Source organism: Paenibacillus sp. F411, assembly GCF_017582705.1.
GTDB classification, from domain to species: Bacteria; Bacillota; Bacilli; order Paenibacillales; family Paenibacillaceae; genus Paenibacillus_AQ; species Paenibacillus_AQ algicola.
Map to the genome: position 1 here is coordinate 173,369 of NZ_JAGFIP010000004.1, position 18,540 is coordinate 191,908.

The 18,540-nt window shown below is 48.9% G+C and carries 34 protein-coding genes; 29 read left to right on the forward strand and 5 right to left on the reverse strand.

The genetic code is table 11. The annotated features are described in order from the left end of the window. Positions 1 to 6 precede the first annotated feature (6 nt). Both JJQ72_RS06345 and JJQ72_RS06350 read left to right on the forward strand, forming a co-directional pair. Positions 7 to 276: a phage holin family protein gene (locus JJQ72_RS06345; RefSeq protein WP_208203111.1), complete on the forward strand. Its 270-nt coding sequence runs from the start codon at positions 7 to 9 to the stop codon at positions 274 to 276. Continuing rightward, positions 273 to 1,004 carry an N-acetylmuramoyl-L-alanine amidase gene (locus JJQ72_RS06350; RefSeq protein ID WP_208203112.1) on the forward strand — a complete coding sequence of 244 codons (732 nt, stop codon included), beginning with the start codon at positions 273 to 275 and terminating at the stop codon, positions 1,002 to 1,004. The genes JJQ72_RS06345 and JJQ72_RS06350 overlap by 4 nt, the downstream gene beginning before the upstream one ends. A 17-nt stretch (positions 1,005 to 1,021) precedes the next feature. Here JJQ72_RS06350 and JJQ72_RS06355 read toward each other — a convergent pair whose 3' ends face one another. The 3 genes from JJQ72_RS06355 to JJQ72_RS06365 form a co-directional block, all read right to left on the reverse strand. Beyond that, positions 1,022 to 1,681, reverse strand: coding sequence for an AP2 domain-containing protein (locus JJQ72_RS06355; RefSeq protein ID WP_208203113.1), 660 nt, complete (start codon positions 1,679 to 1,681; stop codon positions 1,022 to 1,024). A gap of 183 nt (positions 1,682 to 1,864) precedes the next feature. Next, positions 1,865 to 2,083, reverse strand: a complete 219-nt coding sequence (locus tag JJQ72_RS06360) for a hypothetical protein (RefSeq protein ID WP_208203114.1) — start codon at positions 2,081 to 2,083, stop codon at positions 1,865 to 1,867. A gap of 27 nt (positions 2,084 to 2,110) precedes the next feature. Next, positions 2,111 to 2,494, reverse strand: coding sequence for a hypothetical protein (locus JJQ72_RS06365; RefSeq protein ID WP_208203115.1), 384 nt, complete (start codon positions 2,492 to 2,494; stop codon positions 2,111 to 2,113). 167 nt (positions 2,495 to 2,661) lie between these two features. Between JJQ72_RS06365 and JJQ72_RS06370 the strand changes: the two genes are divergently transcribed. The 8 genes from JJQ72_RS06370 (at position 2,662) to JJQ72_RS06405 (ending at position 7,357) form a co-directional block, all read left to right on the forward strand. Continuing rightward, entirely contained in the window at positions 2,662 to 2,877 is a 216-nt protein-coding gene (locus JJQ72_RS06370) for a hypothetical protein (RefSeq protein WP_208203116.1), read from the forward strand. Further along, positions 2,855 to 3,130: a hypothetical protein gene (locus JJQ72_RS06375; RefSeq protein WP_208203189.1), complete on the forward strand. Its 276-nt coding sequence runs from the start codon at positions 2,855 to 2,857 to the stop codon at positions 3,128 to 3,130. Before JJQ72_RS06370 ends, JJQ72_RS06375 begins: the two co-directional genes overlap by 23 nt. A gap of 74 nt (positions 3,131 to 3,204) precedes the next feature. Continuing rightward, positions 3,205 to 3,750: a hypothetical protein gene (locus JJQ72_RS06380; protein WP_208203117.1), complete on the forward strand. Its 546-nt coding sequence runs from the start codon at positions 3,205 to 3,207 to the stop codon at positions 3,748 to 3,750. A gap of 419 nt (positions 3,751 to 4,169) precedes the next feature. Continuing rightward, positions 4,170 to 4,967: a ParM/StbA family protein gene (locus JJQ72_RS06385; RefSeq protein ID WP_208203118.1), complete on the forward strand. Its 798-nt coding sequence runs from the start codon at positions 4,170 to 4,172 to the stop codon at positions 4,965 to 4,967. Next, a complete protein-coding gene (locus JJQ72_RS06390) occupies positions 4,960 to 5,169 on the forward strand; it encodes a hypothetical protein (protein WP_138226611.1) in 210 nt (69 codons plus the stop codon). Before JJQ72_RS06385 ends, JJQ72_RS06390 begins: the two co-directional genes overlap by 8 nt. A gap of 14 nt (positions 5,170 to 5,183) precedes the next feature. Next, a complete protein-coding gene (locus JJQ72_RS06395; RefSeq protein WP_175415322.1) occupies positions 5,184 to 5,387 on the forward strand; it encodes a hypothetical protein in 204 nt (67 codons plus the stop codon). A gap of 171 nt (positions 5,388 to 5,558) precedes the next feature. Then, positions 5,559 to 6,746 carry an FtsK/SpoIIIE domain-containing protein gene (locus JJQ72_RS06400; protein WP_208203119.1) on the forward strand — a complete coding sequence of 396 codons (1,188 nt, stop codon included), beginning with the start codon at positions 5,559 to 5,561 and terminating at the stop codon, positions 6,744 to 6,746. Between the two features lie 2 nt (positions 6,747 to 6,748). Then, positions 6,749 to 7,357, forward strand: coding sequence for a replication-relaxation family protein (locus JJQ72_RS06405; RefSeq protein ID WP_208203120.1), 609 nt, complete (start codon positions 6,749 to 6,751; stop codon positions 7,355 to 7,357). A gap of 76 nt (positions 7,358 to 7,433) precedes the next feature. Here JJQ72_RS06405 and JJQ72_RS06410 read toward each other — a convergent pair whose 3' ends face one another. Both JJQ72_RS06410 and JJQ72_RS06415 read right to left on the reverse strand, forming a co-directional pair. Beyond that, positions 7,434 to 7,622, reverse strand: a complete 189-nt coding sequence (locus JJQ72_RS06410) for a helix-turn-helix domain-containing protein (RefSeq protein WP_233281031.1) — start codon at positions 7,620 to 7,622, stop codon at positions 7,434 to 7,436. Between the two features lie 258 nt (positions 7,623 to 7,880). Continuing rightward, positions 7,881 to 8,231, reverse strand: coding sequence for a helix-turn-helix domain-containing protein (locus JJQ72_RS06415; protein WP_138226606.1), 351 nt, complete (start codon positions 8,229 to 8,231; stop codon positions 7,881 to 7,883). 237 nt (positions 8,232 to 8,468) lie between these two features. On the opposite strand from JJQ72_RS06415, the gene JJQ72_RS06420 reads away from it, so the two are divergent. The 19 genes from JJQ72_RS06420 to JJQ72_RS06510 all read left to right on the forward strand — a co-directional run bounded on the left by JJQ72_RS06420 (position 8,469) and on the right by JJQ72_RS06510 (position 18,523). Next, the gene (locus JJQ72_RS06420) at positions 8,469 to 8,708 is read left to right on the forward strand and encodes a helix-turn-helix domain-containing protein (RefSeq protein WP_233281030.1); all 240 of its coding nucleotides are present in this window, start codon (positions 8,469 to 8,471) and stop codon (positions 8,706 to 8,708) included. Between the two features lie 7 nt (positions 8,709 to 8,715). Continuing rightward, complete coding sequence (locus JJQ72_RS06425) at positions 8,716 to 9,042, forward strand: helix-turn-helix domain-containing protein (protein ID WP_138226605.1); 327 nt, start codon at positions 8,716 to 8,718, stop codon at positions 9,040 to 9,042. Between the two features lie 7 nt (positions 9,043 to 9,049). After that, positions 9,050 to 9,304 carry a DUF7667 family protein gene (locus JJQ72_RS06430; protein WP_138226604.1) on the forward strand — a complete coding sequence of 85 codons (255 nt, stop codon included), beginning with the start codon at positions 9,050 to 9,052 and terminating at the stop codon, positions 9,302 to 9,304. Next, entirely contained in the window at positions 9,301 to 9,591 is a 291-nt protein-coding gene (locus JJQ72_RS06435) for a hypothetical protein (RefSeq protein ID WP_138226603.1), read from the forward strand. Before JJQ72_RS06430 ends, JJQ72_RS06435 begins: the two co-directional genes overlap by 4 nt. A gap of 93 nt (positions 9,592 to 9,684) precedes the next feature. After that, a complete protein-coding gene (locus JJQ72_RS06440) occupies positions 9,685 to 9,861 on the forward strand; it encodes a hypothetical protein (protein ID WP_208203121.1) in 177 nt (58 codons plus the stop codon). 167 nt (positions 9,862 to 10,028) lie between these two features. Continuing rightward, positions 10,029 to 10,241, forward strand: a complete 213-nt coding sequence (locus tag JJQ72_RS06445) for a hypothetical protein (RefSeq protein WP_138226602.1) — start codon at positions 10,029 to 10,031, stop codon at positions 10,239 to 10,241. 44 nt (positions 10,242 to 10,285) lie between these two features. Then, positions 10,286 to 10,501, forward strand: coding sequence for a hypothetical protein (locus JJQ72_RS06450; RefSeq protein WP_208203122.1), 216 nt, complete (start codon positions 10,286 to 10,288; stop codon positions 10,499 to 10,501). Then, the gene (locus JJQ72_RS06455; protein WP_208203123.1) at positions 10,488 to 12,038 is read left to right on the forward strand and encodes an AAA family ATPase; all 1,551 of its coding nucleotides are present in this window, start codon (positions 10,488 to 10,490) and stop codon (positions 12,036 to 12,038) included. Before JJQ72_RS06450 ends, JJQ72_RS06455 begins: the two co-directional genes overlap by 14 nt. Positions 12,039 to 12,043: 5 nt before the next feature. Beyond that, the gene (locus JJQ72_RS06460) at positions 12,044 to 12,418 is read left to right on the forward strand and encodes a hypothetical protein (RefSeq protein ID WP_208203124.1); all 375 of its coding nucleotides are present in this window, start codon (positions 12,044 to 12,046) and stop codon (positions 12,416 to 12,418) included. After that, positions 12,415 to 12,567 carry a DUF6906 family protein gene (locus JJQ72_RS06465; RefSeq protein WP_208203125.1) on the forward strand — a complete coding sequence of 51 codons (153 nt, stop codon included), beginning with the start codon at positions 12,415 to 12,417 and terminating at the stop codon, positions 12,565 to 12,567. The genes JJQ72_RS06460 and JJQ72_RS06465 overlap by 4 nt, the downstream gene beginning before the upstream one ends. 15 nt (positions 12,568 to 12,582) lie before the next feature. Further along, positions 12,583 to 13,488, forward strand: a complete 906-nt coding sequence (locus JJQ72_RS06470) for a RecT family recombinase (protein WP_208203126.1) — start codon at positions 12,583 to 12,585, stop codon at positions 13,486 to 13,488. Positions 13,489 to 13,629: 141 nt separating this feature from the next. Beyond that, complete coding sequence (locus JJQ72_RS06475; protein ID WP_208203127.1) at positions 13,630 to 13,854, forward strand: hypothetical protein; 225 nt, start codon at positions 13,630 to 13,632, stop codon at positions 13,852 to 13,854. Further along, positions 13,851 to 14,606, forward strand: coding sequence for an MBL fold metallo-hydrolase (locus JJQ72_RS06480; RefSeq protein WP_208203128.1), 756 nt, complete (start codon positions 13,851 to 13,853; stop codon positions 14,604 to 14,606). Before JJQ72_RS06475 ends, JJQ72_RS06480 begins: the two co-directional genes overlap by 4 nt. Continuing rightward, positions 14,606 to 15,226: a 3'-5' exonuclease gene (locus JJQ72_RS06485; protein WP_208203129.1), complete on the forward strand. Its 621-nt coding sequence runs from the start codon at positions 14,606 to 14,608 to the stop codon at positions 15,224 to 15,226. Before JJQ72_RS06480 ends, JJQ72_RS06485 begins: the two co-directional genes overlap by 1 nt. 24 nt (positions 15,227 to 15,250) lie before the next feature. After that, positions 15,251 to 15,682 (forward strand): HNH endonuclease, encoded by a 432-nt coding sequence (locus JJQ72_RS20720; RefSeq protein WP_208203130.1) that lies wholly within the window; start codon positions 15,251 to 15,253, stop codon positions 15,680 to 15,682. Between the two features lie 14 nt (positions 15,683 to 15,696). Beyond that, positions 15,697 to 16,533, forward strand: coding sequence for a replication protein (locus JJQ72_RS06495; RefSeq protein WP_208203131.1), 837 nt, complete (start codon positions 15,697 to 15,699; stop codon positions 16,531 to 16,533). Further along, positions 16,472 to 16,825, forward strand: a complete 354-nt coding sequence (locus JJQ72_RS06500; RefSeq protein WP_208203132.1) for a replicative helicase loader/inhibitor — start codon at positions 16,472 to 16,474, stop codon at positions 16,823 to 16,825. Before JJQ72_RS06495 ends, JJQ72_RS06500 begins: the two co-directional genes overlap by 62 nt. Then, positions 16,822 to 18,174 (forward strand): replicative DNA helicase, encoded by a 1,353-nt coding sequence (locus tag JJQ72_RS20725; protein WP_208203133.1) that lies wholly within the window; start codon positions 16,822 to 16,824, stop codon positions 18,172 to 18,174. The genes JJQ72_RS06500 and JJQ72_RS20725 overlap by 4 nt, the downstream gene beginning before the upstream one ends. Beyond that, on the forward strand, positions 18,146 to 18,523 hold the full coding sequence (locus JJQ72_RS06510) for a hypothetical protein (protein WP_138226591.1): 378 nt from the start codon (positions 18,146 to 18,148) through the stop codon (positions 18,521 to 18,523). Before JJQ72_RS20725 ends, JJQ72_RS06510 begins: the two co-directional genes overlap by 29 nt. The last annotated feature ends 17 nt before the right edge of the window (positions 18,524 to 18,540 follow it).

An 18,540-nucleotide genomic window follows, 5' to 3' on the forward strand; every position in this document is an offset into this window, starting at 1 on the left:
GTGAGAATGGAATGGAACATGATTTTTGAATTGGTTGATCCGCGGCTGTTGATCGTTGTGGCCGCATGTTGGGTGATTGGCTATGTGTTAAAACAAACACCGAAGGTGCCCAACTGGAGTATTATTTACATCGTCGTTATGGTTGCCATCCTCTTAACGATCGGTTTGATTGGCTGGTCTGTGGAATCAGTCATCCAGGGTATCCTGGCCGGCGCATTTGCAGTCTTTGGTCACCAGGCCGTGAAACAAGCCAAGATCGGAGCTGATCAAGAATGAAGAAAGTGTGGATCGATGCAGGTCATGGCGGTAAGGACCCCGGCGCTACAGCGAATGGGCTGCAGGAGAAGGATATTGTGCTGAAGGTGTCCCAAGGGATCCAGCAGCAGCTGGAAGCTGAGTACGAGGGTGTGGAGGTGCTTATGTCCCGGAACACGGACGTATCTCTTGAGCTGTCCGACCGCACAAACAAGGCAAACAGAGCGGGAGCTGACATCCTGGTATCCATTCACTGTAATGCTGCAGGCGGATCGGGTGGCTTTGAGACATTTCGCTTCACTAATGCAATGGCAGCCTCCGTAGCTCTCCAGAATGTACTGCACCGCGAGATCATGTCGGCGCTTAAGCCTTACGGGGTTACGGATCGGGGGCAAAAGAGTGCGAACCTGCACATGGTTCGGGAGAGCAAGATGCCGGCTGTGCTGACAGAAAATCTGTTTGTTGACGTTGCAAAGGATGCCGGATTGCTGAAACGTCAGGAAGTGCTGGATGCTATTATTCAGGGACATGTGACCGGGGTTGCTAAGCATCTAGGCCTGAAGAAAAGGGAGGGAGCAGGAGTGTCTAAGAATGAACGTGATATTAATGCTGTAAGCCCGTGGGCTGCATCAGCCTGGAAAGCAATGACCGAACAAGGTTACGTGGATGGAAGCCGGCCGGGTGCGCCGATTACTCGGGAGGAAATGGCGGTTATGCTGAGTCGATTTATTAATAATCAACAGAAATAAGTATAGACCCTGCCGGCTTAATCGCTGGCAGGGTCTTTTTTTGCTTTGTACCATGCTAAAAAATCGCCATGCAGTTTTTCCTCGGCTTCTTCCCTGAGACGGATCGCATCCTTTTTGTCTGAGCGCCTGCCAAGTCGGTAACGTTTCCCTTGGAACATGATTTCCGCAGACCACTTATTCCGACTTGCATCATAAAATACGCCCTTTGTTCCGCTTTTGTTGCGGGAGCTGACTGTATTCGCTAATAAAGCAGCAACATTCGTACCTTCATCAAAAAAAGAACTAACGTGATCAGATACCAGGCAGCCACAGCTGCGGACATGGTTATGTTTCAGTTCACTGGCTGCTACGGGGACCTGTTTGCCACAGTCACACTGGCATAACCACATAATAGACTTTTTGCCCTCAATTTTTACTTTGTGCAGAGCAATGAGCTTTCCGAACCGTTTGCCCGATAAATCAATATCGGTTTTAGCGTGTCTACTCGCGAGGTACTCTTGATGCAAACATCCGCAGCTTTTACAGTCTCCACGTTGTAAAACATTAGCGGCCGCTACTTTTGAGTTCCCACAATCACACAAGCATTGCCAAAGTGAGGGTCCCCCATTCGGGGGCAGTTTAGAGATTACTGTTAATCTTCCAAAACGCTGCCCGATCAGGTCAATCTTTTTAGGCATCTTTATCTACCTCAAAACGGCTTCTCAGCCACAGCGGCCGCCCCTCAAACAATGCATCCGGTTTGATCATGGAGCCTCGGTATTTCGGATTCAATGCTCTCATGCCGGATTCAGTGACGTTTTGCTGCGAGGTGCCCTTGTGCCGGGCGACCCACGCAGCTCCAACGTATTCAAGGGGCGGTACTACTTTACCAGCATCAGGCCAGTAGGGTGATCCCAATCACACATTTCAGATTCGTCTTCGATGTTTTCCCAGCCTTCAACCGCTGCCCATGTCACAAAATACTCGTTGCCCTCAGCGTCAGATGCTTGTGCTTTGTAAATCGGAGTTTCTCCGGCCGGTCCGTCGATATAAGGCTCTTGCTTCAGGGTGATTTCTTTGTTTTCAAATTGGATTTTCATTTTAAATCGCTCCTTTTATTTGGTTTATTATGCGATGTAAGAGTTGATCTCGTTTTGCGTTACGCTGACCTTCATGCCGTTTTGGATCAAGAAGAACCCACGGCGGTTACCGTTGTTAAACTCATACGCGCCGTCTTTCAAGCGAAAAATTTTGTCACCAAACTCATCTGTGCCATCTTCGTTTAAGAATTTGCGATCCAGTTTGAAGGTTGGGTGTGTGCCGACGATTTGAGCCATCCACGTTCTGTGCTTGCGAGTATCGGCCTTCAATTCCACTTCTGTGTACTTAGGGGCTTTTACTTCGGCCCACGCCATGGCAAGAGCTCGAGCGAAGAACTCCTTTACCTTACCTCCGAATTTCACAACAGCCGCTTTTGCGATCTCCCAAGCTCTCACCATAACGTTTTTCATTTTCATTCGCTCCTTTTCTTTAATGTCCTTTGCTCTGATATAAATATACCCTAATCACCTGTGTAATACAAGCGAACATAACAAGAACATAAAATTAAAATTTCGATTGCTTGAAATGTCGGTGTTTGGTTATAATACAAACAAACGTTCTTATTTTGGAGGCGAACATGATGGAGAAGTACATCGGAGGCGTTGTTGAGATCATCTACATAGACCGCAAAAACAACATCACACAGAGGCAGATTGAGGTGCTCGGGGTTAGAGATGGACGAGTAAGAGCCCTGTGCTTAAAGACCGGAGCCCCGCGGGTGTTCGTCATCGAGAACATTCTGGCCACAAAGAGAGTGGGAGGTGCCCGGTATGCTGCCCGATCTGGAGCGTAAGCTGCTGCGTATACTCGTCAATTATCCGGCGCACCGCCGGATCATGCCCACGATGAAACTGATTGAGCAGTTAACTGGCCGTGCTAAAGTGGACATCATCCAGGGGCTGGAAAGCTTGAGGAGTAAAGAGTTCATTACTTGGCCTGATAAGGGGACTACGCAGGGTATTCAGGTTCTCCGAGAAGAGGAAGATGAACAGCCCCAGCTGCCGGCACAGGATAGCAGCAACTTGGATTATTGGACTTATTATTAAAATATATGGTTCTTAATTCATGGATTCGAAACTATTTATTTGTTAATATTTAGGGCAAGAGAGGGGGCTGAATTTTGAAGTTAAGAGGAGTCATTTTATTAATCCTAGTTGCAATGATGCTGGGAGGGTGTGGTGATTCATCATTAGGACTAACCAAAGAAGATCTATCGATTAGCAAGATCGAGGACAGTAAAGCTAAAATTGTGTATGGGATGGATCGATCTGATGTAGAGAATGTCCTCGGTAAAGGGGAGAAATCTTCATTTGGGTTCGCTTATGATTCTGGCGTTAATGTCATGTATCGCGATGACATAGTCGCGGGTATATCAATCGATGAAGATGCTGCCAATGTATTTCAAACGCCAGACATAAAGATAGGAATGCTAAAAGGCGATATCTTAAAGGAGTACGGCGAAGACAACGTTCTTTATAATGCTCCTAAAAGTCTTGATTACGCCTATGATACAAAAGAAGGAGTTTTCTTGACTGAGAAATCAAAACGCAAAGAGAACGCCGAACAAATGCAAGACGTTTATATGGTATCAGTAACCTTCGATGATGATGGATACGCTGAAAGAATATTGCTATTGGATCAGCGAATGGCCATCCACATGAATTAGCCCCACAAAAGTGGGGTCTTTTTTTATGACCAAAAGTCATGAGCCCTAACGTCGTACCCTTGACTCCGTAGTATCGAAATGATCTTTTGCACAGTCTCCGCTCTAGGTTCGTACTGATCATCTCTACAAAGCATAGTCAATGTGTTCTTATTCAAGTTTGCCTTTTCCCCGAGCCACCCCTGAGTAATTTGATTCTTATCCAAAAACCTTCCCAGCTTAGTTCTCTTTTTCCCTAATCCGAATCCAATCATGCTCCAATCCCCCTTATATTTCGAGGATGGACAATCTATGAAAATTTTATACATGCAACTAGGAAACATAGGCAAGCTGTAGGGCATAGATATGTAACCAGATACGGCACAACGGGCTCCGGCGCCGGCCCGGTACCGTAATCAGTTATACAACAAGGCGGGATGCTCATGATATCGGCCATTGATGCGGGCAACTATCAAACTAAATTTTATGACGGTAAGCAGCTGCGGTCATTCCCCTCGCTAATTGGGGAGTACCGGGACCGCAATCTCCGTCAGCAGTACAGTGATTATGACTTTGATTGGGAGTATGAAGGGCAGAGAGGATTCGCCGGTACGCTGGCCATGTATGAAAGCGAATGTGCAGACAGCCGCAAGGGAGAGACCAAAGCACACCCGGATGCACGCCTGAGAGTACTGCTGGCCCTGCACAGGTTTGCGGAAGGCACCGAGCATCAGATCATTGTGGGGCAGCCGATCAGCACGCACCAAGAGACGGAGAAAGCGGCCATAAAGGAAATGCTCTGCGGCCGGCATGAGCTGACGGTGAATGGACAGAGAAAGATCATCGTGATCCGGCGGTGCGAGGTGGCTGCTGAAGGGGTCACGGCAGGCCTGCTGGTACCAGGCGGGGGAATTGTCCGGATCATCGATGTTGGCAGCGGCACGGTTAATTTCGGCACCCTGATCGATCGCCGGTTTAACGATCGGGGCAGCTTCACGCTCGGTACCGGCATGGAGACGTTGCGTTCTGTCCAGCCGGCAGACTTTGCTCGGCAGATCGCCCTCAGGGCGCTTGCTGGAGGCTGGAAAGCCGCTGATAAGGTGTTTGTATGCGGAGGAGGGGCAGGGGCCGTCCTGGGGAGCCTGCGGGCGTACTTCCCGAGTGTCCTGATGATTGAGGGAGATACCAGCTTTGCCAACGTCAAAGCATTTTATTTGATCGCGAGGAAGTTGTATGGCTAAAGAGATCAAGATCATACAGGTCGCCTTTAATATTTTGGATCCGGATCAGCTGCAGCTCTACGATCACGTCCAGGAGCGGCCCAATAAATCCGGCTACCTTAAGAGGCTGATTCAGCGAGATGTGGATAGCGCCCTGCCACAACAGCAGCCGGCGGCAGCGATCCGGGAGACAGATGATTTTGCGGTAGAGGGTTTTATTTGAGGGGAGCGATTAAGATGGTGGACCTGACTCCAGTTTTTGAAGTGCTGGGCATTGGCGTGGTGGCTCATTTTAGCGGCAATGTGCTTGAACACATCGGGCACGGCGGTAAAGTGATGTACGTCCGGATCGGCTCGTATGTGGCCTGCGCTTATGTGGCGTTTAGCGCCTGGTGGGATTGTCTCAGAGAGGTTGCCCATACGTTTGGAGTACATTTGTAAATGTCTTTGTAGATACATCTCAATACATTTGCAGATAGCTTTGTAAGTGCAACAGTATCGTGACTTTTGTAATACAAGCAAAAACGTTGAAATGATGGGGAATTGTAAATTTGTTTTGAGCGCGAGCGAAAAGGGGCGAAGCGAATGATAATGAGCGGAGCAGGGGGGCTTATGGTTTTAAAGTTGGCGACGGCTGCCGGCTGCATTGGTGGAGCTTGGGGAGTTTGGCGCAGCGGCCCTGAATCGGTATATCGTGCCAAGATGCGGCGGCTGTTTATCACTGGGGAGATTTGTTATAAACGGAAGAAACGTAAAGGGGAGGAGGTCTGCAGGTACCCGCAGGTGAGCCGGGTGACTGTATACCATGACTGTGTGCAGGTGGTGTTTGTGCTGCCGGATGGCCTGGACCCAAAGGAGATCCACAAGCGAGCGTGGCTCTTTGAGCAGACCTTTGGCGATAACATTGATCTAAGCGGCACAGCTAAGACTTTCACACTCAACGTGTACCAGCAGGATGTCCAGAGGTTTGATTACGATTCTGCTACCGTCGAGCGGGCTGTGACCGGGCTCAGGCTGCCGATCTATGTCGGACGCAGCCGGACAGGTGACGAGGTATACGATATGACGGAGCATCCACATCTGCTGGTGGCTGGAGAAACTGGCAGCGGCAAGTCCGTCGCACTGCGGTCCATACTTACCACCCTGATACGCACGGCCGGGGACCGTATAGAGTTGTACTGCGCTGATCTCAAGCGGTCAGAGTTTCACCTCTTTAAAGGCATAGCCCGGCAAGTGGTGGTTGAAGCTCCCCGGCTGCACCAAATCGTGCTGCGGATCCGGAAGGATATGCGTAAGAGGGGAGATGTCTTGGACCGGGCCGGGATGGCCCATGTGGATGAGCTGCCAAGAAAAGAGCGGCCGCCGTATATCGTTCTGGCCATTGACGAGGTGGCGCTGCTAAAAAAAGAAAGGGATCTGATGGACGGCATCGAGGAGATCAGCGCGATCGGCAGAGCCTTGGGTGTGTTCTTAATCCTCTCCATGCAGCGGCCTGATAGTGACGTCCTGGACGGCAAGCTGAAAAACAACCTCACAGTCCGAATGGCCTTTAGGCACAGCGATGAGATCAACAGCCGCATCACTCTTGGCAGCGGGGAGGCATCTGACATCCAGCAGAGCCAAAAGGGCCGCATGATCCTCAAGCTGGACGGCACAAAGACGGTGCAGGGGCCTTATCTGGACCTGCCAAAGGCAAAAACACTACTAGAGCCTTACAAGGCCGTAGAGGAGCCGACAGGGGCACAGGAGCCGCAGCCAGAGCCAGTAGAGGACGATGTGATAGAGATAGGGGTGTTGTAGGTGTGAATGCGCGTGATAAGGCTATTGTGGCCGACCTGGAGCGTTTCCGTTGCCTCACGCGGGATGATGTGGCGGAGCTCCACTTTTCCAACGTTAAGAATCCAGTGACGCAAGCCAACATGGTCCTTAAGCGGCTGCGGCGGGATGAGATCATCTGTTGCTCTACGGAGCGCCGGAAATACATCTATTTTCCGGTACCCGGCATCAAAAAGGACAGTGCGAAGATCGGGCACTTCCTGGCGATCGTGGACTTCTATAAGGAGATCAGACAGATCGAGCTGCCGCGGGTAGTTAATGTGGAGCCGAAATTAGGCGGGAAGGGACTACCTGAGCCGGATGTGTTTTGCATTTGGAAGGGAGCTCCGTGGTTTGTGGAGATCCAGCGGAGTCAGTTTTCGGACAGGGTAATGCAGGAAAAAATGAACAGGTATGAGAACTATTATTTAAGCGGCGAATGGGAGAAAGAGGCGTGGCAGCCGGCAGGAAAAAAGATATTCCCTTACGTATGGGTGGTCGGACTGGGAGCCGGCAAGTACAGCATAGAGGGGAGGTCGTTCAAAGTTTTTCAAGCTAATGTGGGGGAAATGAAACTCAAACTGGGATTAAAATAAAGATGATTGTTTGCATTTTGTGAACCTATACGTTCACAAAAACTCCAGGGGGCGGATTAATCCGCAACATGCCTGCTTAGTCGGCCGATAATCTCCACTGATATAAATCTTCCATGTGGATTTCAAGAATCATAGCAGCAGCATACATCGCCTCGACGCTCATTAAACGCTCGCCCTTGCACCAGTATGAAACCATACGAGTGGACCAGCCTGTCCGGCGGGCAAACTCTGCTTGTGTGATGTTGCGTTTATTGAGCCAGTACAATAGCAGGCACCTCCCACGGGAGTATGCCAAGACGCAATCCTCATCTCTATTCAAATTTTGTTCACTTCATGTTCGCTTAATGTTCGCATTTTTAAACGAGTGATGATATACTCAATTTAACATTTCAAAAACGGGAATATATTACATCTAAGGAGTGATGCACTATCGGCTCGAAAATTATTGATTTGGAGGCCTACTTGAACGCAATGAAGTTGAAAGGATTGGAAGTGAAGGATGTTACCAGCTATTTGAATAAGCTTATTTCTTCCACCGTTTCAGCGCTGCCTCCAAAAGCTCAATGACGTCATCTGCCTCTTCTTGGCTCAGTGTGTGTCCTTTATAAGAGAGTGTGTATTGGTTCAGCTTTTCAATAGGAATATCCGCCAGCTCCGACTCTTCATGAAGATCGGAGTTTTTTTCATTTTCCATGAGCTCGGAGATTTTCACGTTCAGAGCTTTGGCAATAGCCTCCAGCGTCTCCACACTTGGGTTATAGCGCCCTCTTTCTACGTCAGCAACATATGATCTTGAGAGGTTAGTCTTCTCAGCTAACTGGTATTGAGTAAGTTGTCTTAGTTTTCTCCACGCTTTTATATTAGATCCAATCATTTTTGCGCTAACCTACCTCTACTATCAGTTTATTTTATTTTCATGATGATTATAAAGTTAAAATGTCGGCAATACAATTCACAAAAAGACGGAAAAACAAGTAATTAACAGGAAATAGACGGAAATACACGGTAATATATGCTTTTCTCGTTGATTTGCTCTTTTTTAAGAGAATTCCATGTTTTACAAAATAGACGGTTATACACTACATTATTAACACAGGAGGTGATGAAAATTATGGATAAAAAGTTGATTGGTAAAATCATTCAAAGCCAACGCAAAAGCAAAAAGCTCAGGCAGTATGAGGTGTCCGAGAAAACAGGCTTGTCCCGTAATTATATTTCGGATATCGAGAACGGTCGATATATGCCGAGTGTTGAAACTTTGTCCAAGTTGGCAAACTTCCTCGATCTGGATTTAAACTTGATCAAGATGACGGAAATACACGTCACTGATAATAGCATATGCAGGGAGTGAACAAGTTATGTTTTCCTTTTCAGAATGCATCAAATTAGCAATGAAAAAGGCTGATATCACCAAGCAACAACTGGCGGAGTCTACGGGCTACAGTTATCAGTACATTTACGATCTGCTTAATGGCCGGCGCCGCTGGAACGAGGAGTCATTGGAAAAGGTGTGTCATAGTATTGGACTTGAAGTGAATGTTGTTTCTTCGGTTAGTGCTCAAACCCCTAATCTTCCTGAACACACATCAGAAAGGTTGCGAGAAGTATTGGCTGAGAACAAGCGACTGTGTGAAGAGGTCGGTAATCTGAAGACAGCGATCAAGGCGCTGACGAAAGGGTGGTGAGCAGACCATGGCCGTTTTCATTCATCCGGCACACCGTAAGCTGGCTGCCATAACGCTAATGAACACCGATTCAAACGGCGTAATTCGGATGAGTCTTCTGGACCTGAGTATGATCCTGCCGCTACTAAGATTAAACCTTGAATTGGTACGCGAATCGGACGAGCTTAAGAACTTAGCTCTAGAAGCTCAAACCACCGGAGATATGGAATGGGTGCAAGAGATCACAATGAAACTCGACGAAATGGAGGCGAAATACTTATGAGTTTAGCATCAGCACTTAAAGCGCAGGGACTTACCCGCGGTCCGGTTTACGCTACTGGGATTATGAAAGGCTACGAGGCTGCCCGCATGATTGCAGACTTTAAAGCCCAGGAAACAATCAAGTCGATGACGGACCGGGTGCTGCAGGAAAACGGCTGCGAGCTGGACCGCGTTGAAAAGCTCGGGGTGTACTTTGAGCATCACAACGTCGGGAGCCGCTACGGGATCACATTTCAAGATTTTGTGGATCGAGTGGATCGGGGCACATGGGACCCGTATCTGGCATGATCGGGCTGCTTATCACCTTATGGCTTTTATCCATTGCATGGTTGGTCTGTCGCGTTTTGCTGGTGGCCGAGCTGAACGAAAGGAGAAGCGAACTTGAACGAACAGAATTATCTGCGCATGAAAATGGTACAGGCCCTGCAAAACGAGCGCCGGATGCTGGAGAAAAGAAACTACCTGAAGGCTCTCGATTTCCGTGGCGATTACCGTAAATACCGCCAGGAGCTGCTGAAGCTTTGGGGCGATCGCAAGCCAGCGCAAAACGCCGTATAGGCCGCACTCTTCTGAAGGGAGGTGAGAAAGAGGATGAGCGAGATGACCGAAATGATTTTGGAAGGTCTGATGTGCCAGGTATGCGGTTGCTACATGGACGATATGGAAGAGCCTGGCTATCCACGAACCTGTGAAGATTGCGAATAAATTAGGGGGTGAACAAGTCAATGCAAGTGATCCAGAAGCTGACGGTGGTCAGTAATCCAACGCGAGTGTTTGAAGTTGGGACAGAGGTAAATCGCAGAGAAGTCATTGAGATTAAGCAGGTTGGGGATGACAATATCTCGGAGTTTTGGGTGGTCGATGAGAACGCTCAAGTCATTGTAAGCATCGAGAACTGCCCGGTGATTGTGGAGTGGCAAGAAGTCGCTGAAGGTTAAGCTTATTATTTTTTTGCCAAAAACCCGATTTGAAGGAGGTTGTAATGCGAAATTCGACGGGATTGCGATCTGAAAGCGAGTTATTCCAGCAGTTTAGAAACAGACTGTCTCCTGATGTCCAGATGGATATTAACCGCTACCTATTTGCATATGAGATGTATCTTGATGAACAGGACCCTGCGGCAAGGCGAGTGCTCCGCGAAAGTATGAAAATGTTGGAGAAAAAATACAATCTGGAGGTTGATCATGGCTCAAATTAAATTGATCGAGAGCACTGCTCATAATTTCAAATCCCACCGTGATCTTTGCGTTAAGTTTGGCGACCTGACCAAGATCACGGGGGACAACGCGGAGGGAAAGTCCAGCACACTGGAAATCCCTACATGGACATTGTACGGCACGGATACGTTTGGGAGCAAGATGGACCCGACTCCGACCAATTACAAATATGATCATGTGATGGCTGAGACGCTGCTGGAAGTGGACGGCAAGGAGATTAAATTCGGGCGTGGGATCGAAAAAGGCAAGATCACTTACTACGTCAATGATGTGCCCAGCAAGGCCGGTGATTTTGATGACATTGTAAAGTCGCTGTTCGATAAGGACCTGTTTCTCGCTCTTTATAACCCATCATATTTCTTCTCGCTTCACTGGGAGAAACAGCGTGAGCTGATGCTGAGATATACAGCGGCACCGACTCAGAAAGAAATATTTGCAGAAATGAGCCGGACGAGCCCGGACCAAAAACATAAGGACATCAAGTTGAATCCACAGGCCGAGAAACTGGCGGAGCTGGTCAAGAAACACACGATGCCGCAGTTAGTGGAAATCCATAAGAAGAACAAGAACGACAAGGACGCTGCTCACAAACGAGCTCAAGGCCGGACTGAAGCGCTGGAGGATCAGATCCATAAGCTGCCGGACATCCCAGAAGACATTGAAGCCATTAAGGCTGAGGACGCCGAGCTTGTAACGCAGATCAGGGCGATACACGAAAAGATTGAGCTGGCTGATGAGCCTAAGCGGAAGCAAGCTGTGCTCGAAGGGACTCTCGACAATCTTCGCCAGCAGGTAGTAGCTGCCCGTGATCGATATATGAGAGTCCACGGTGAGGAGATCGCTGAGGAGTGCCCGACCTGTAAGCGCCCATTTGACGACGGGGCAAAGAAGGCTGCGGAAGCTAACAAGGAAAATCGAAAGAAGCCGCTGCGTGAGGAGCATGACAAGCTAGTCGCTCGCAGGAAAGAGCTCGAGGCCGAGCTGGCTGCTGTGGAGCTGGTAGATGTATCAGAGCTCTGGCAGCAGATGAGGACACTTGAGCAACGGAGAGACGTTACAGCTGACACCATCGCCGGGCATAAGCGCCGGGAAGCTCTCATGTCCGATCTGGCCAAAGCCCGTGATGAAGAAGCAGCCACGCTTGAAAGCCGCAACGACTCCATCTTTATCCTGGATGCGATCAAGGCATTTGAAGCCAAGGAAGCTGAGGTGCAGGCAGCCAAGGTGCAGAACATGTTCCAGTCCCTGACGATCCGGCTCTTCAAAGAACAGAAGAACGGCGAGATCAAAGCGGATTTTGTAATCGAGATGGACGGCAAGACGCCGGCACAGCTCTCGCTTTCCGAGGGAATCAGGGCGGGGCTAGAGGTCCGGGATGTGATCAGCACTCAAAGCGAAATGATCGCACCTTGCTTCGTGGACAATGCTGAGAGCATCACGCGCTTTAAGTCACCCGCTGGCGAGCTTATCACCTGCAGAGTGGTGGCAGATCAAAAACTAAAAATTGAACAGGGGTGATCAGATTGATTAAAACAGTGACGTATAGCTCTTGGAGGTATGGAGTTGATCAAGAAGCTATCGTAATTAAAAAAAACTTGAAAGATCAAAGTGTAACGATCGCGTTTCCTTTCCTCGAAGATACACCAAACATTGAAATGACACACTCGGAAGCTGTTGGACTTAAATTTTCCCTCGACGAAATAATCGGTCCGATCAAGCAGCTGGAGCCGCCAAAGGAGTTATTCCCTGAAACATTCATCAGCATTGCCGATCAGAGTCGTCTGAGTGCCCTGCTGGACGAGTATCCGAAAGATACGGAGGCTGATCGGACAGCGAGAAAAGCGATCCGGCAGGCAATGGAAGTACTTAACCTTGCTGCAGGAGGATACGAACGTTGAAGAACGGCAAGAACCCTACCCGCCGACAGAAGGCTGCCATCAAAGCAGCCGGGTTTAACCCTGACAATTGGCTGGTCTTCATGAAATATGGCAGCGAGCTGCACATCATCCACCGCAATACCGGTACCACAAAAATCATTGACATTTAGGAGGCACTTATCCATATGGCAAATCCCAAAGCTCAGCTCATGACCCTGACTCCCGAGATCAAGGAGGCATTCCCGGTAGAGGTCCTTGAGGTAATCCGCACTTCCCTTTGCCCCACAGCTTCTGATCCGGAGTTCTTGCTCTTTGCCCATAAGGCTGCATCTTACCGGCTCGATCCTTTCAAAAACGAAATCTTCTTCATCAAATATGGTAACCAGGCGCGGATCCAGTTTGCGGCAGAAGCATACCTCTCCAAGGCTCGGGAGAAGGAAGGTTTCCAGCCTCCGGACACCCAAATGGTCTGTGAAAACGACGAGTTCAAAATTGCAAAGAACCCGGAGACCAAGGAAATGGAAGTGGTCCTGCACGAGATCGGATTCCCCCGCGGGAAGATCATTGGCGCTTACTCTATCGCGTACCGGGACGATTATCGCCCTGTAACGGTGATCATGGACCGCTCAGAGATTGAGCACATGTTCAGCGGTCAAAACAAAGAGAATTGGAATAAATGGACCACGGATATGTTCGGCAAGCATGTCGAGCAGCGGGCTCTGAAAAAGCAGTACGGGCTTGAGTTTGGCGATGAAGATTTAGAACGTCCGCCGGCTGAGAACGTCAGTCCATATGAACGGAAAGATATCACTCCGGCATCTGAAAAAAATGTTGACGAGGATTCTCAGCAAACCACCAAAGAAGATGAATCAACTGCTCGCATCGATGCACTCAAGGCTCAAGTAAAAGCCAACTACAAAAAGCTTGGCATAACTTCTCAAGAGGCCAGAAACGATCACATGCAGTTGTACCTGAAAATGAAGGGCGACGCACCGACCGAAGCCGAGATCAAAGCTTACCTTAAGATCATGGACATGGAGATCCAAGAGAAGCAGGCAGCGGATCAGGCAGCAGACTCTCTGCCGGAGTAATTATGGAGGCGCGGGTCGAGATATTTGAACTTTGTCCGGACTGCGAGATATGCGGCCGAGAGATCAATCCCGGTCGAGAGGAAGATCATTACGGTACCCGAGTTTGCGGGATCTGCAAAGAGGCGTTGGAGGGGAGCAAGGATGAGCGCAAAAGACGAACCGGTTCAACTGGACCTATTCGGAGGCGGAGACCTTGACGTCTCTCCTCCGGGTCCTTCCCGGGTCCTGAATGGATTTTACTACGAGGCGTCCACCGATAAATTTGTCTCGTTTTGCCTGGGGCGGCGGTGCTATGAAGAGCCGGCGAAGGGGAGCGAGCTGCCGAAAGAGTGGCGTGAACGGATGAAGAAGGAGCGTGCGATATGAAGATTGATATCCTCTCCTCAGGAAGCTCTGGAAATTGCGTGGCGATCACGACAGCCGGGAAAACAATTCTGATCGATGCCGGTGTGGCTCGAACCAAGATTGAAAAGCGGCTGCTGGAGTCAGGCATCCGCCCTGACCGGGTCGCAGCGATCTTCATTACTCACGCTCACAATGATCATATCAAGGGAGTGCCACTGGCCAACAAATTTCGGATTCCGGTATGGGCAACGGAGGGCGAGTGGCAGAGAATCTCCGGCGTAGACGAGGAGCTGCGAAAGGTAGCGGAAACCCGTTGGAGTAAGTACGAGACGATCGAGCTGGGTGGCGTGCGTGTGTATCCCTTCGAGACTCACCATGACGCCAGGGAGCCGGTCGGATATGCCATAGAGGACGATGTAGGCAATCGCTGCTGCGTGGTCTTTGACACCGGGAAATGGACGGAAGAAATGATTGAGTACATGGAGGGCAGCCATTACGTTCTCATTGAAGCCAATCACGAGCCAGATATGGTGGAGCTGTGCAGCAGGCCCGACAGCGTCAAGGCGCGGATACTCTCCGACATTGGGCATCTGAGCAATGAGCAGACGGCGGCAGTGCTCAAGAGACTGATCCAGGGCCGCGGGGAGCGGATATATCTGACTCACTTGTCTGGAGAAAACAATACGCCGCAGCTGGCCGAGATGACCGTGAAGATGGCACTCCGGCAGCGAGGATTCGAAGCAGGAAAACATTATCACTTGGAGGTGGTATAGTGCTTAACAATTTGACTGTATTTGACTTTGAAACTACTGGACTTGATCCAGTGAACGATAGAGTTATAGAAATGGCTGCTGTACGGGTTGTTAATGGTGAGATCGTGACTGGTTTTCACGCATTGATTAAATCAGAGGTGGAGGTTACGCCGAAGATCACGGAAATCACGGGCATCCATCCGGAAATGCTCCAGGGGGCTATGGAGGAAGAGCTTGCATTCCGGATCCTACGGAATATTATGGCTGACAGTTTACTGGTCGCTCACAATGCAGCGTTTGATCTCCAGTTCTTGCACTATGCGCTTCAGAGAATGGCTGGTAAAACATTCACTAATCCATTCATCGACACACTCACGATCAGCCGAGAGCGTCACACATACCCTCACAAGCTGACAGACATGTGCGGTAAGTATGGGGTCGAGTTACAGGGAGCTCACAGAGCTCTGAACGATGTTGAAGGCTGCTGGAAGCTGCTTGAAGCGATGCACAATGAGGATCCGGTAGACAGATACATTAACCGGCTCGGATACCTCAGCAAATACGGACCGCCTAATTGGGCGCCGGCTCATGCAGATTTGTTTGGTACAAGCAACAGATACGAACCTCGGAATGTCGGATAAAAATGAACGGGTGAGGTGAACGAAGTGAAATTAGAAGAAACAACTTTCGTATGTGGCGACGAGCTCAATGTCCATATCTGCGATCAGTGTGAAGAAAAAACTGATGGAAGACCATATCTATATTGGGCCGAAAGAGATTTTACTCTTTGCGACTCCTGTCTGGACAGTGCATACAATTTGATGTTCCGATCTCCAGAAGCCCATACACAGATTAGTGCCAAGAAAAAAACCAAAATCCCTACAAAAATTAAAAAGTCGGTTTTTGAACGGGATGGATATCGCTGTAGATACTGCGATTCATACAAGGACTTAACTGCAGATCATATTTTCCCTGAGTCACGCGGAGGAGAAGCAAGCTTAGAAAATTTGGTCACTGCATGCTCTGAGTGCAACTCGAGGAAGGGCGCGCGGACACCGGAAGAAGCCGGAATGAGATTTAAAGACATCAGCAGTTGAAAGAGTGAGGTGGCATGGCGAATCCGCAACCTGATCAATTTACCAAAGTATCAAATGAGTTGCTGGAGCAAGTACCGAAATTCAAACTCAATGGAACCCAACTTCGAATTATTCTAATCATTTGGCGTTATTCATACGGATTTGGGAAGAAGGACGCTGAGTTATCAATATCATTCTTGGCTAAAGCAACCGACATCATCAAGCGCCAACTGATTCGAGAACTGTCTAAATTGATCGAAATGAACGTAGTACAGGTTGTCTCCGAACAAACCGGAACTCGTTCAAGAATTATACAATTCAACAAAGATTATGACTCATGGAGGCTGCTAGAGGTGACTAAAAAGACATCACTACCCGAATTATCTAGGGGTGACGAATTAGACACCCCCCCGATGTCTAAAAAGACACCTCTAGACGCTTCTAGGGGTGTCGGATTAGACACCCAAAAAAGAAAGTCTTTAAAGAAAACTATAAAGAAAGAAGAGATAAATGATATGAGTATCCCTTCTGAAAAGGTTAAATTCCACGACACTGTTTTCCTGACAATCGAGCAATACGAAAAACTCTGCAATGAGTTTGGCAAAACCAAAGTCGATAACACGATTGAAGCTTTGGATGAATGGCAGACCAATAAAAAGCCAAATCAGCATAAAAAGGATCACAACAAGACAATCCGAGTCTGGATCAAGAAGGACCTTGATAAATATCAATCCTCTCTTAAATCCAAACAGCAGCGGAACACAGAAGAGATGAATATTCTTAACCAGTTTTATGAGGAGGGAGCAGCGCGTGAAACAGACGGAGACCGCAAACTTCCTGGCAATGATAAAAACCGCTTATCCCTTTTTTGAGATTACAGAGCCGGGCGTCCGCTTATGGCAGGCTATGCTGCAGGACTTGGACTACAAAACCGCTCAAGAGAGGCTGCGGCAGCATATTCGAACCAGCCGATTCGCTCCAGCTATTGCAGACATCGTGAATCAGTCGACATCGGAACCTTCTTATTACGAGCTTCAACGAGCGGAGGAGGAAGCAGATCGGATGGCGTTGGCTGAATACAACGATCATGCGGTCCCTATGCCGGACCACATCCGGGAGAAGCGTGATCGAATGCTCCAGAAAAAGAAGGTGGGCGGTCAGTGAGTTTTGAGGCAGAACAGGCCGTACTAGGCTCCATATTAAAAAAGCCGGAATTACTCGATGACTGTTTCCTCCGAGCTGATGATTTCGATTCTGAAGGTAACAACGGTCTGGTGTTTGAGGCTCTGGGCTGGGCTTATGAAAATCTGTCAAACAAGCCAGGTGTGAAAGATCCGTTCGATCCGGTGCTCCTTGCGGAGCATTGGGGATCCCAACTCTCTCGGATCGGCGGGATCACATACTTGATGCAGCTTCGGGGCTCCGTACCTTCGACATCAAACTTTGATCAATATCAGAAAATTGTACGCGATGAAAGCATCCAGGCAAGAGCCGCCAAAGCCATGAAGGCTGCGCTGAATGGAGGGACCTTGAACCTCAGCGCAGTGAGAGAGAGCCTGGAGCAATTAGAGGAGCTGCAGGGTCAGACCATAATGGACGGAATGAAGAAAATGTCAGCCGTGCTTGATGGTCATCACAAGGAGATCATGGCCCGCGGAAGCAGGTTAGGGATTACTGGAGTGAAGACGGCCAGTGATGACTATAACGAAATGTCTGGTGGTCATCAAAAGCAAGATGTGACCATTGTCGCGGCACGGCCGAGCATCGGGAAAACGGCCTATATCGTTAACGACTCTACGGCTGCAGCCAGGGCGGGATATACACCAGCTATATTCTCAGCAGAAATGCCTGGCGCAGACGTGGCTGAACGATTCATCTGTTCCATAGGCGGTATCGACAGTAAGAAGGTTCGAGCGGGGAAGCTCACTGAAAATGATTGGGGTAACTACGACAAAGCGCTCGATATCTTGGACAGCCTTCCGCTCTACATTGACGATACTCCAGGAATGAGTATTGAGTACATCCGGCGCCAGGTCAAGGCAATGAAGAAAAAGCATGCAAACCTGATCGTGTACATTGATTACCTGCAGCTCATCGAGAGCGAAAAAAGATTCAATCAGAACGCCGACCGAGTCAACTACGTCTCTAAGCAGCTAAAGCAGATTGCTCGAACGTTTGATGTGCCGGTGATCGCTATCAGCTCCGTCGGCCGGAAGTGCGAGGAACGCCAGGACAAGCGCCCGATGATGTCTGATCTGCGCGAATCTGGGAACATCGAATTTGATGCTGATGTGATCATGTTTTTATATCGTGACGACTACTATTATCCAGATACCATCCGAAAAGGCATTATGGAAATAATCATCGCCAAAGGGCGGAAGATCGGTACCGGTACCATCGAAATGGTGTTCAATCGAAAAAACGGTCGCTTTATCAACCTGACGAAAGAAGACAAAGAAAAGCTCGCAGAGAAGGTGAGAGAGCGTGAAAGGGAAACTCATTCAAAACGATGATCAATACAAGAAGGCTCTGGACGGACTTGTTAAATTGGCTATTGAGCTCGAGGATCCGCTTTTATCCGAAGGCATAAAAGAGAAGAAGCGGCTTATCTATGACCGTACGGCAAGCCTCATCCAATATTACCGCCGTGGCCTAATGGTACAGTCCTACCCAGGGTTGCGTGAGCAGTACCGAATACTCAAGTGGGAATGGCAGGATCTCGGAGAGCCAAAGGCTGTAGAAGATCCACCAAAGCAGAAGGAAGAGGCAAAGCCCGAACCGCCTCAGCAAGAACCACAGCAGCCGGTAGAAACGGCACCAGCACCATCAAAGAGAAACATGTCCAGCTGGCTGGATGATTAGAAAGCGAGGAGAAACGG

What these genes read in the sequence shown, in the direction of transcription:
- JJQ72_RS06400 (WP_208203119.1), top strand. Translation starts at nt 5,559, where the DNA reads ATGGTTTTAAAGTTGGCGACGGCTGCCGGCTGCATTGGTGGAGCTTGG.
- JJQ72_RS06370 (WP_208203116.1), top strand. Translation starts at nt 2,662, where the DNA reads ATGATGGAGAAGTACATCGGAGGCGTTGTTGAGATCATCTACATAGAC.
- JJQ72_RS06455 (WP_208203123.1), top strand. Translation starts at nt 10,488, where the DNA reads ATGGCTCAAATTAAATTGATCGAGAGCACTGCTCATAATTTCAAATCC.
- JJQ72_RS06395 (WP_175415322.1), top strand. Translation starts at nt 5,184, where the DNA reads ATGGTGGACCTGACTCCAGTTTTTGAAGTGCTGGGCATTGGCGTGGTG.
- JJQ72_RS06435 (WP_138226603.1), top strand. Translation starts at nt 9,301, where the DNA reads ATGAGTTTAGCATCAGCACTTAAAGCGCAGGGACTTACCCGCGGTCCG.
- JJQ72_RS06385 (WP_208203118.1), top strand. Translation starts at nt 4,170, where the DNA reads ATGATATCGGCCATTGATGCGGGCAACTATCAAACTAAATTTTATGAC.
- JJQ72_RS06390 (WP_138226611.1), top strand. Translation starts at nt 4,960, where the DNA reads ATGGCTAAAGAGATCAAGATCATACAGGTCGCCTTTAATATTTTGGAT.
- JJQ72_RS06480 (WP_208203128.1), top strand. Translation starts at nt 13,851, where the DNA reads ATGAAGATTGATATCCTCTCCTCAGGAAGCTCTGGAAATTGCGTGGCG.
- JJQ72_RS06425 (WP_138226605.1), top strand. Translation starts at nt 8,716, where the DNA reads ATGTTTTCCTTTTCAGAATGCATCAAATTAGCAATGAAAAAGGCTGAT.
- JJQ72_RS06345 (WP_208203111.1), top strand. Translation starts at nt 7, where the DNA reads ATGGAATGGAACATGATTTTTGAATTGGTTGATCCGCGGCTGTTGATC.
- JJQ72_RS06350 (WP_208203112.1), top strand. Translation starts at nt 273, where the DNA reads ATGAAGAAAGTGTGGATCGATGCAGGTCATGGCGGTAAGGACCCCGGC.
- JJQ72_RS06495 (WP_208203131.1), top strand. Translation starts at nt 15,697, where the DNA reads ATGGCGAATCCGCAACCTGATCAATTTACCAAAGTATCAAATGAGTTG.
- JJQ72_RS06430 (WP_138226604.1), top strand. Translation starts at nt 9,050, where the DNA reads ATGGCCGTTTTCATTCATCCGGCACACCGTAAGCTGGCTGCCATAACG.
- JJQ72_RS06450 (WP_208203122.1), top strand. Translation starts at nt 10,286, where the DNA reads ATGCGAAATTCGACGGGATTGCGATCTGAAAGCGAGTTATTCCAGCAG.
- JJQ72_RS06475 (WP_208203127.1), top strand. Translation starts at nt 13,630, where the DNA reads ATGAGCGCAAAAGACGAACCGGTTCAACTGGACCTATTCGGAGGCGGA.
- JJQ72_RS06360 (WP_208203114.1), bottom strand. Translation starts at nt 2,083, where the DNA reads ATGAAAATCCAATTTGAAAACAAAGAAATCACCCTGAAGCAAGAGCCT.
- JJQ72_RS06375 (WP_208203189.1), top strand. Translation starts at nt 2,855, where the DNA reads ATGCTGCCCGATCTGGAGCGTAAGCTGCTGCGTATACTCGTCAATTAT.
- JJQ72_RS06415 (WP_138226606.1), bottom strand. Translation starts at nt 8,231, where the DNA reads ATGATTGGATCTAATATAAAAGCGTGGAGAAAACTAAGACAACTTACT.
- JJQ72_RS06445 (WP_138226602.1), top strand. Translation starts at nt 10,029, where the DNA reads ATGCAAGTGATCCAGAAGCTGACGGTGGTCAGTAATCCAACGCGAGTG.
- JJQ72_RS06365 (WP_208203115.1), bottom strand. Translation starts at nt 2,494, where the DNA reads ATGAAAAACGTTATGGTGAGAGCTTGGGAGATCGCAAAAGCGGCTGTT.
- JJQ72_RS06470 (WP_208203126.1), top strand. Translation starts at nt 12,583, where the DNA reads ATGGCAAATCCCAAAGCTCAGCTCATGACCCTGACTCCCGAGATCAAG.
- JJQ72_RS06420 (WP_233281030.1), top strand. Translation starts at nt 8,469, where the DNA reads ATGGATAAAAAGTTGATTGGTAAAATCATTCAAAGCCAACGCAAAAGC.
- JJQ72_RS06355 (WP_208203113.1), bottom strand. Translation starts at nt 1,681, where the DNA reads ATGCCTAAAAAGATTGACCTGATCGGGCAGCGTTTTGGAAGATTAACA.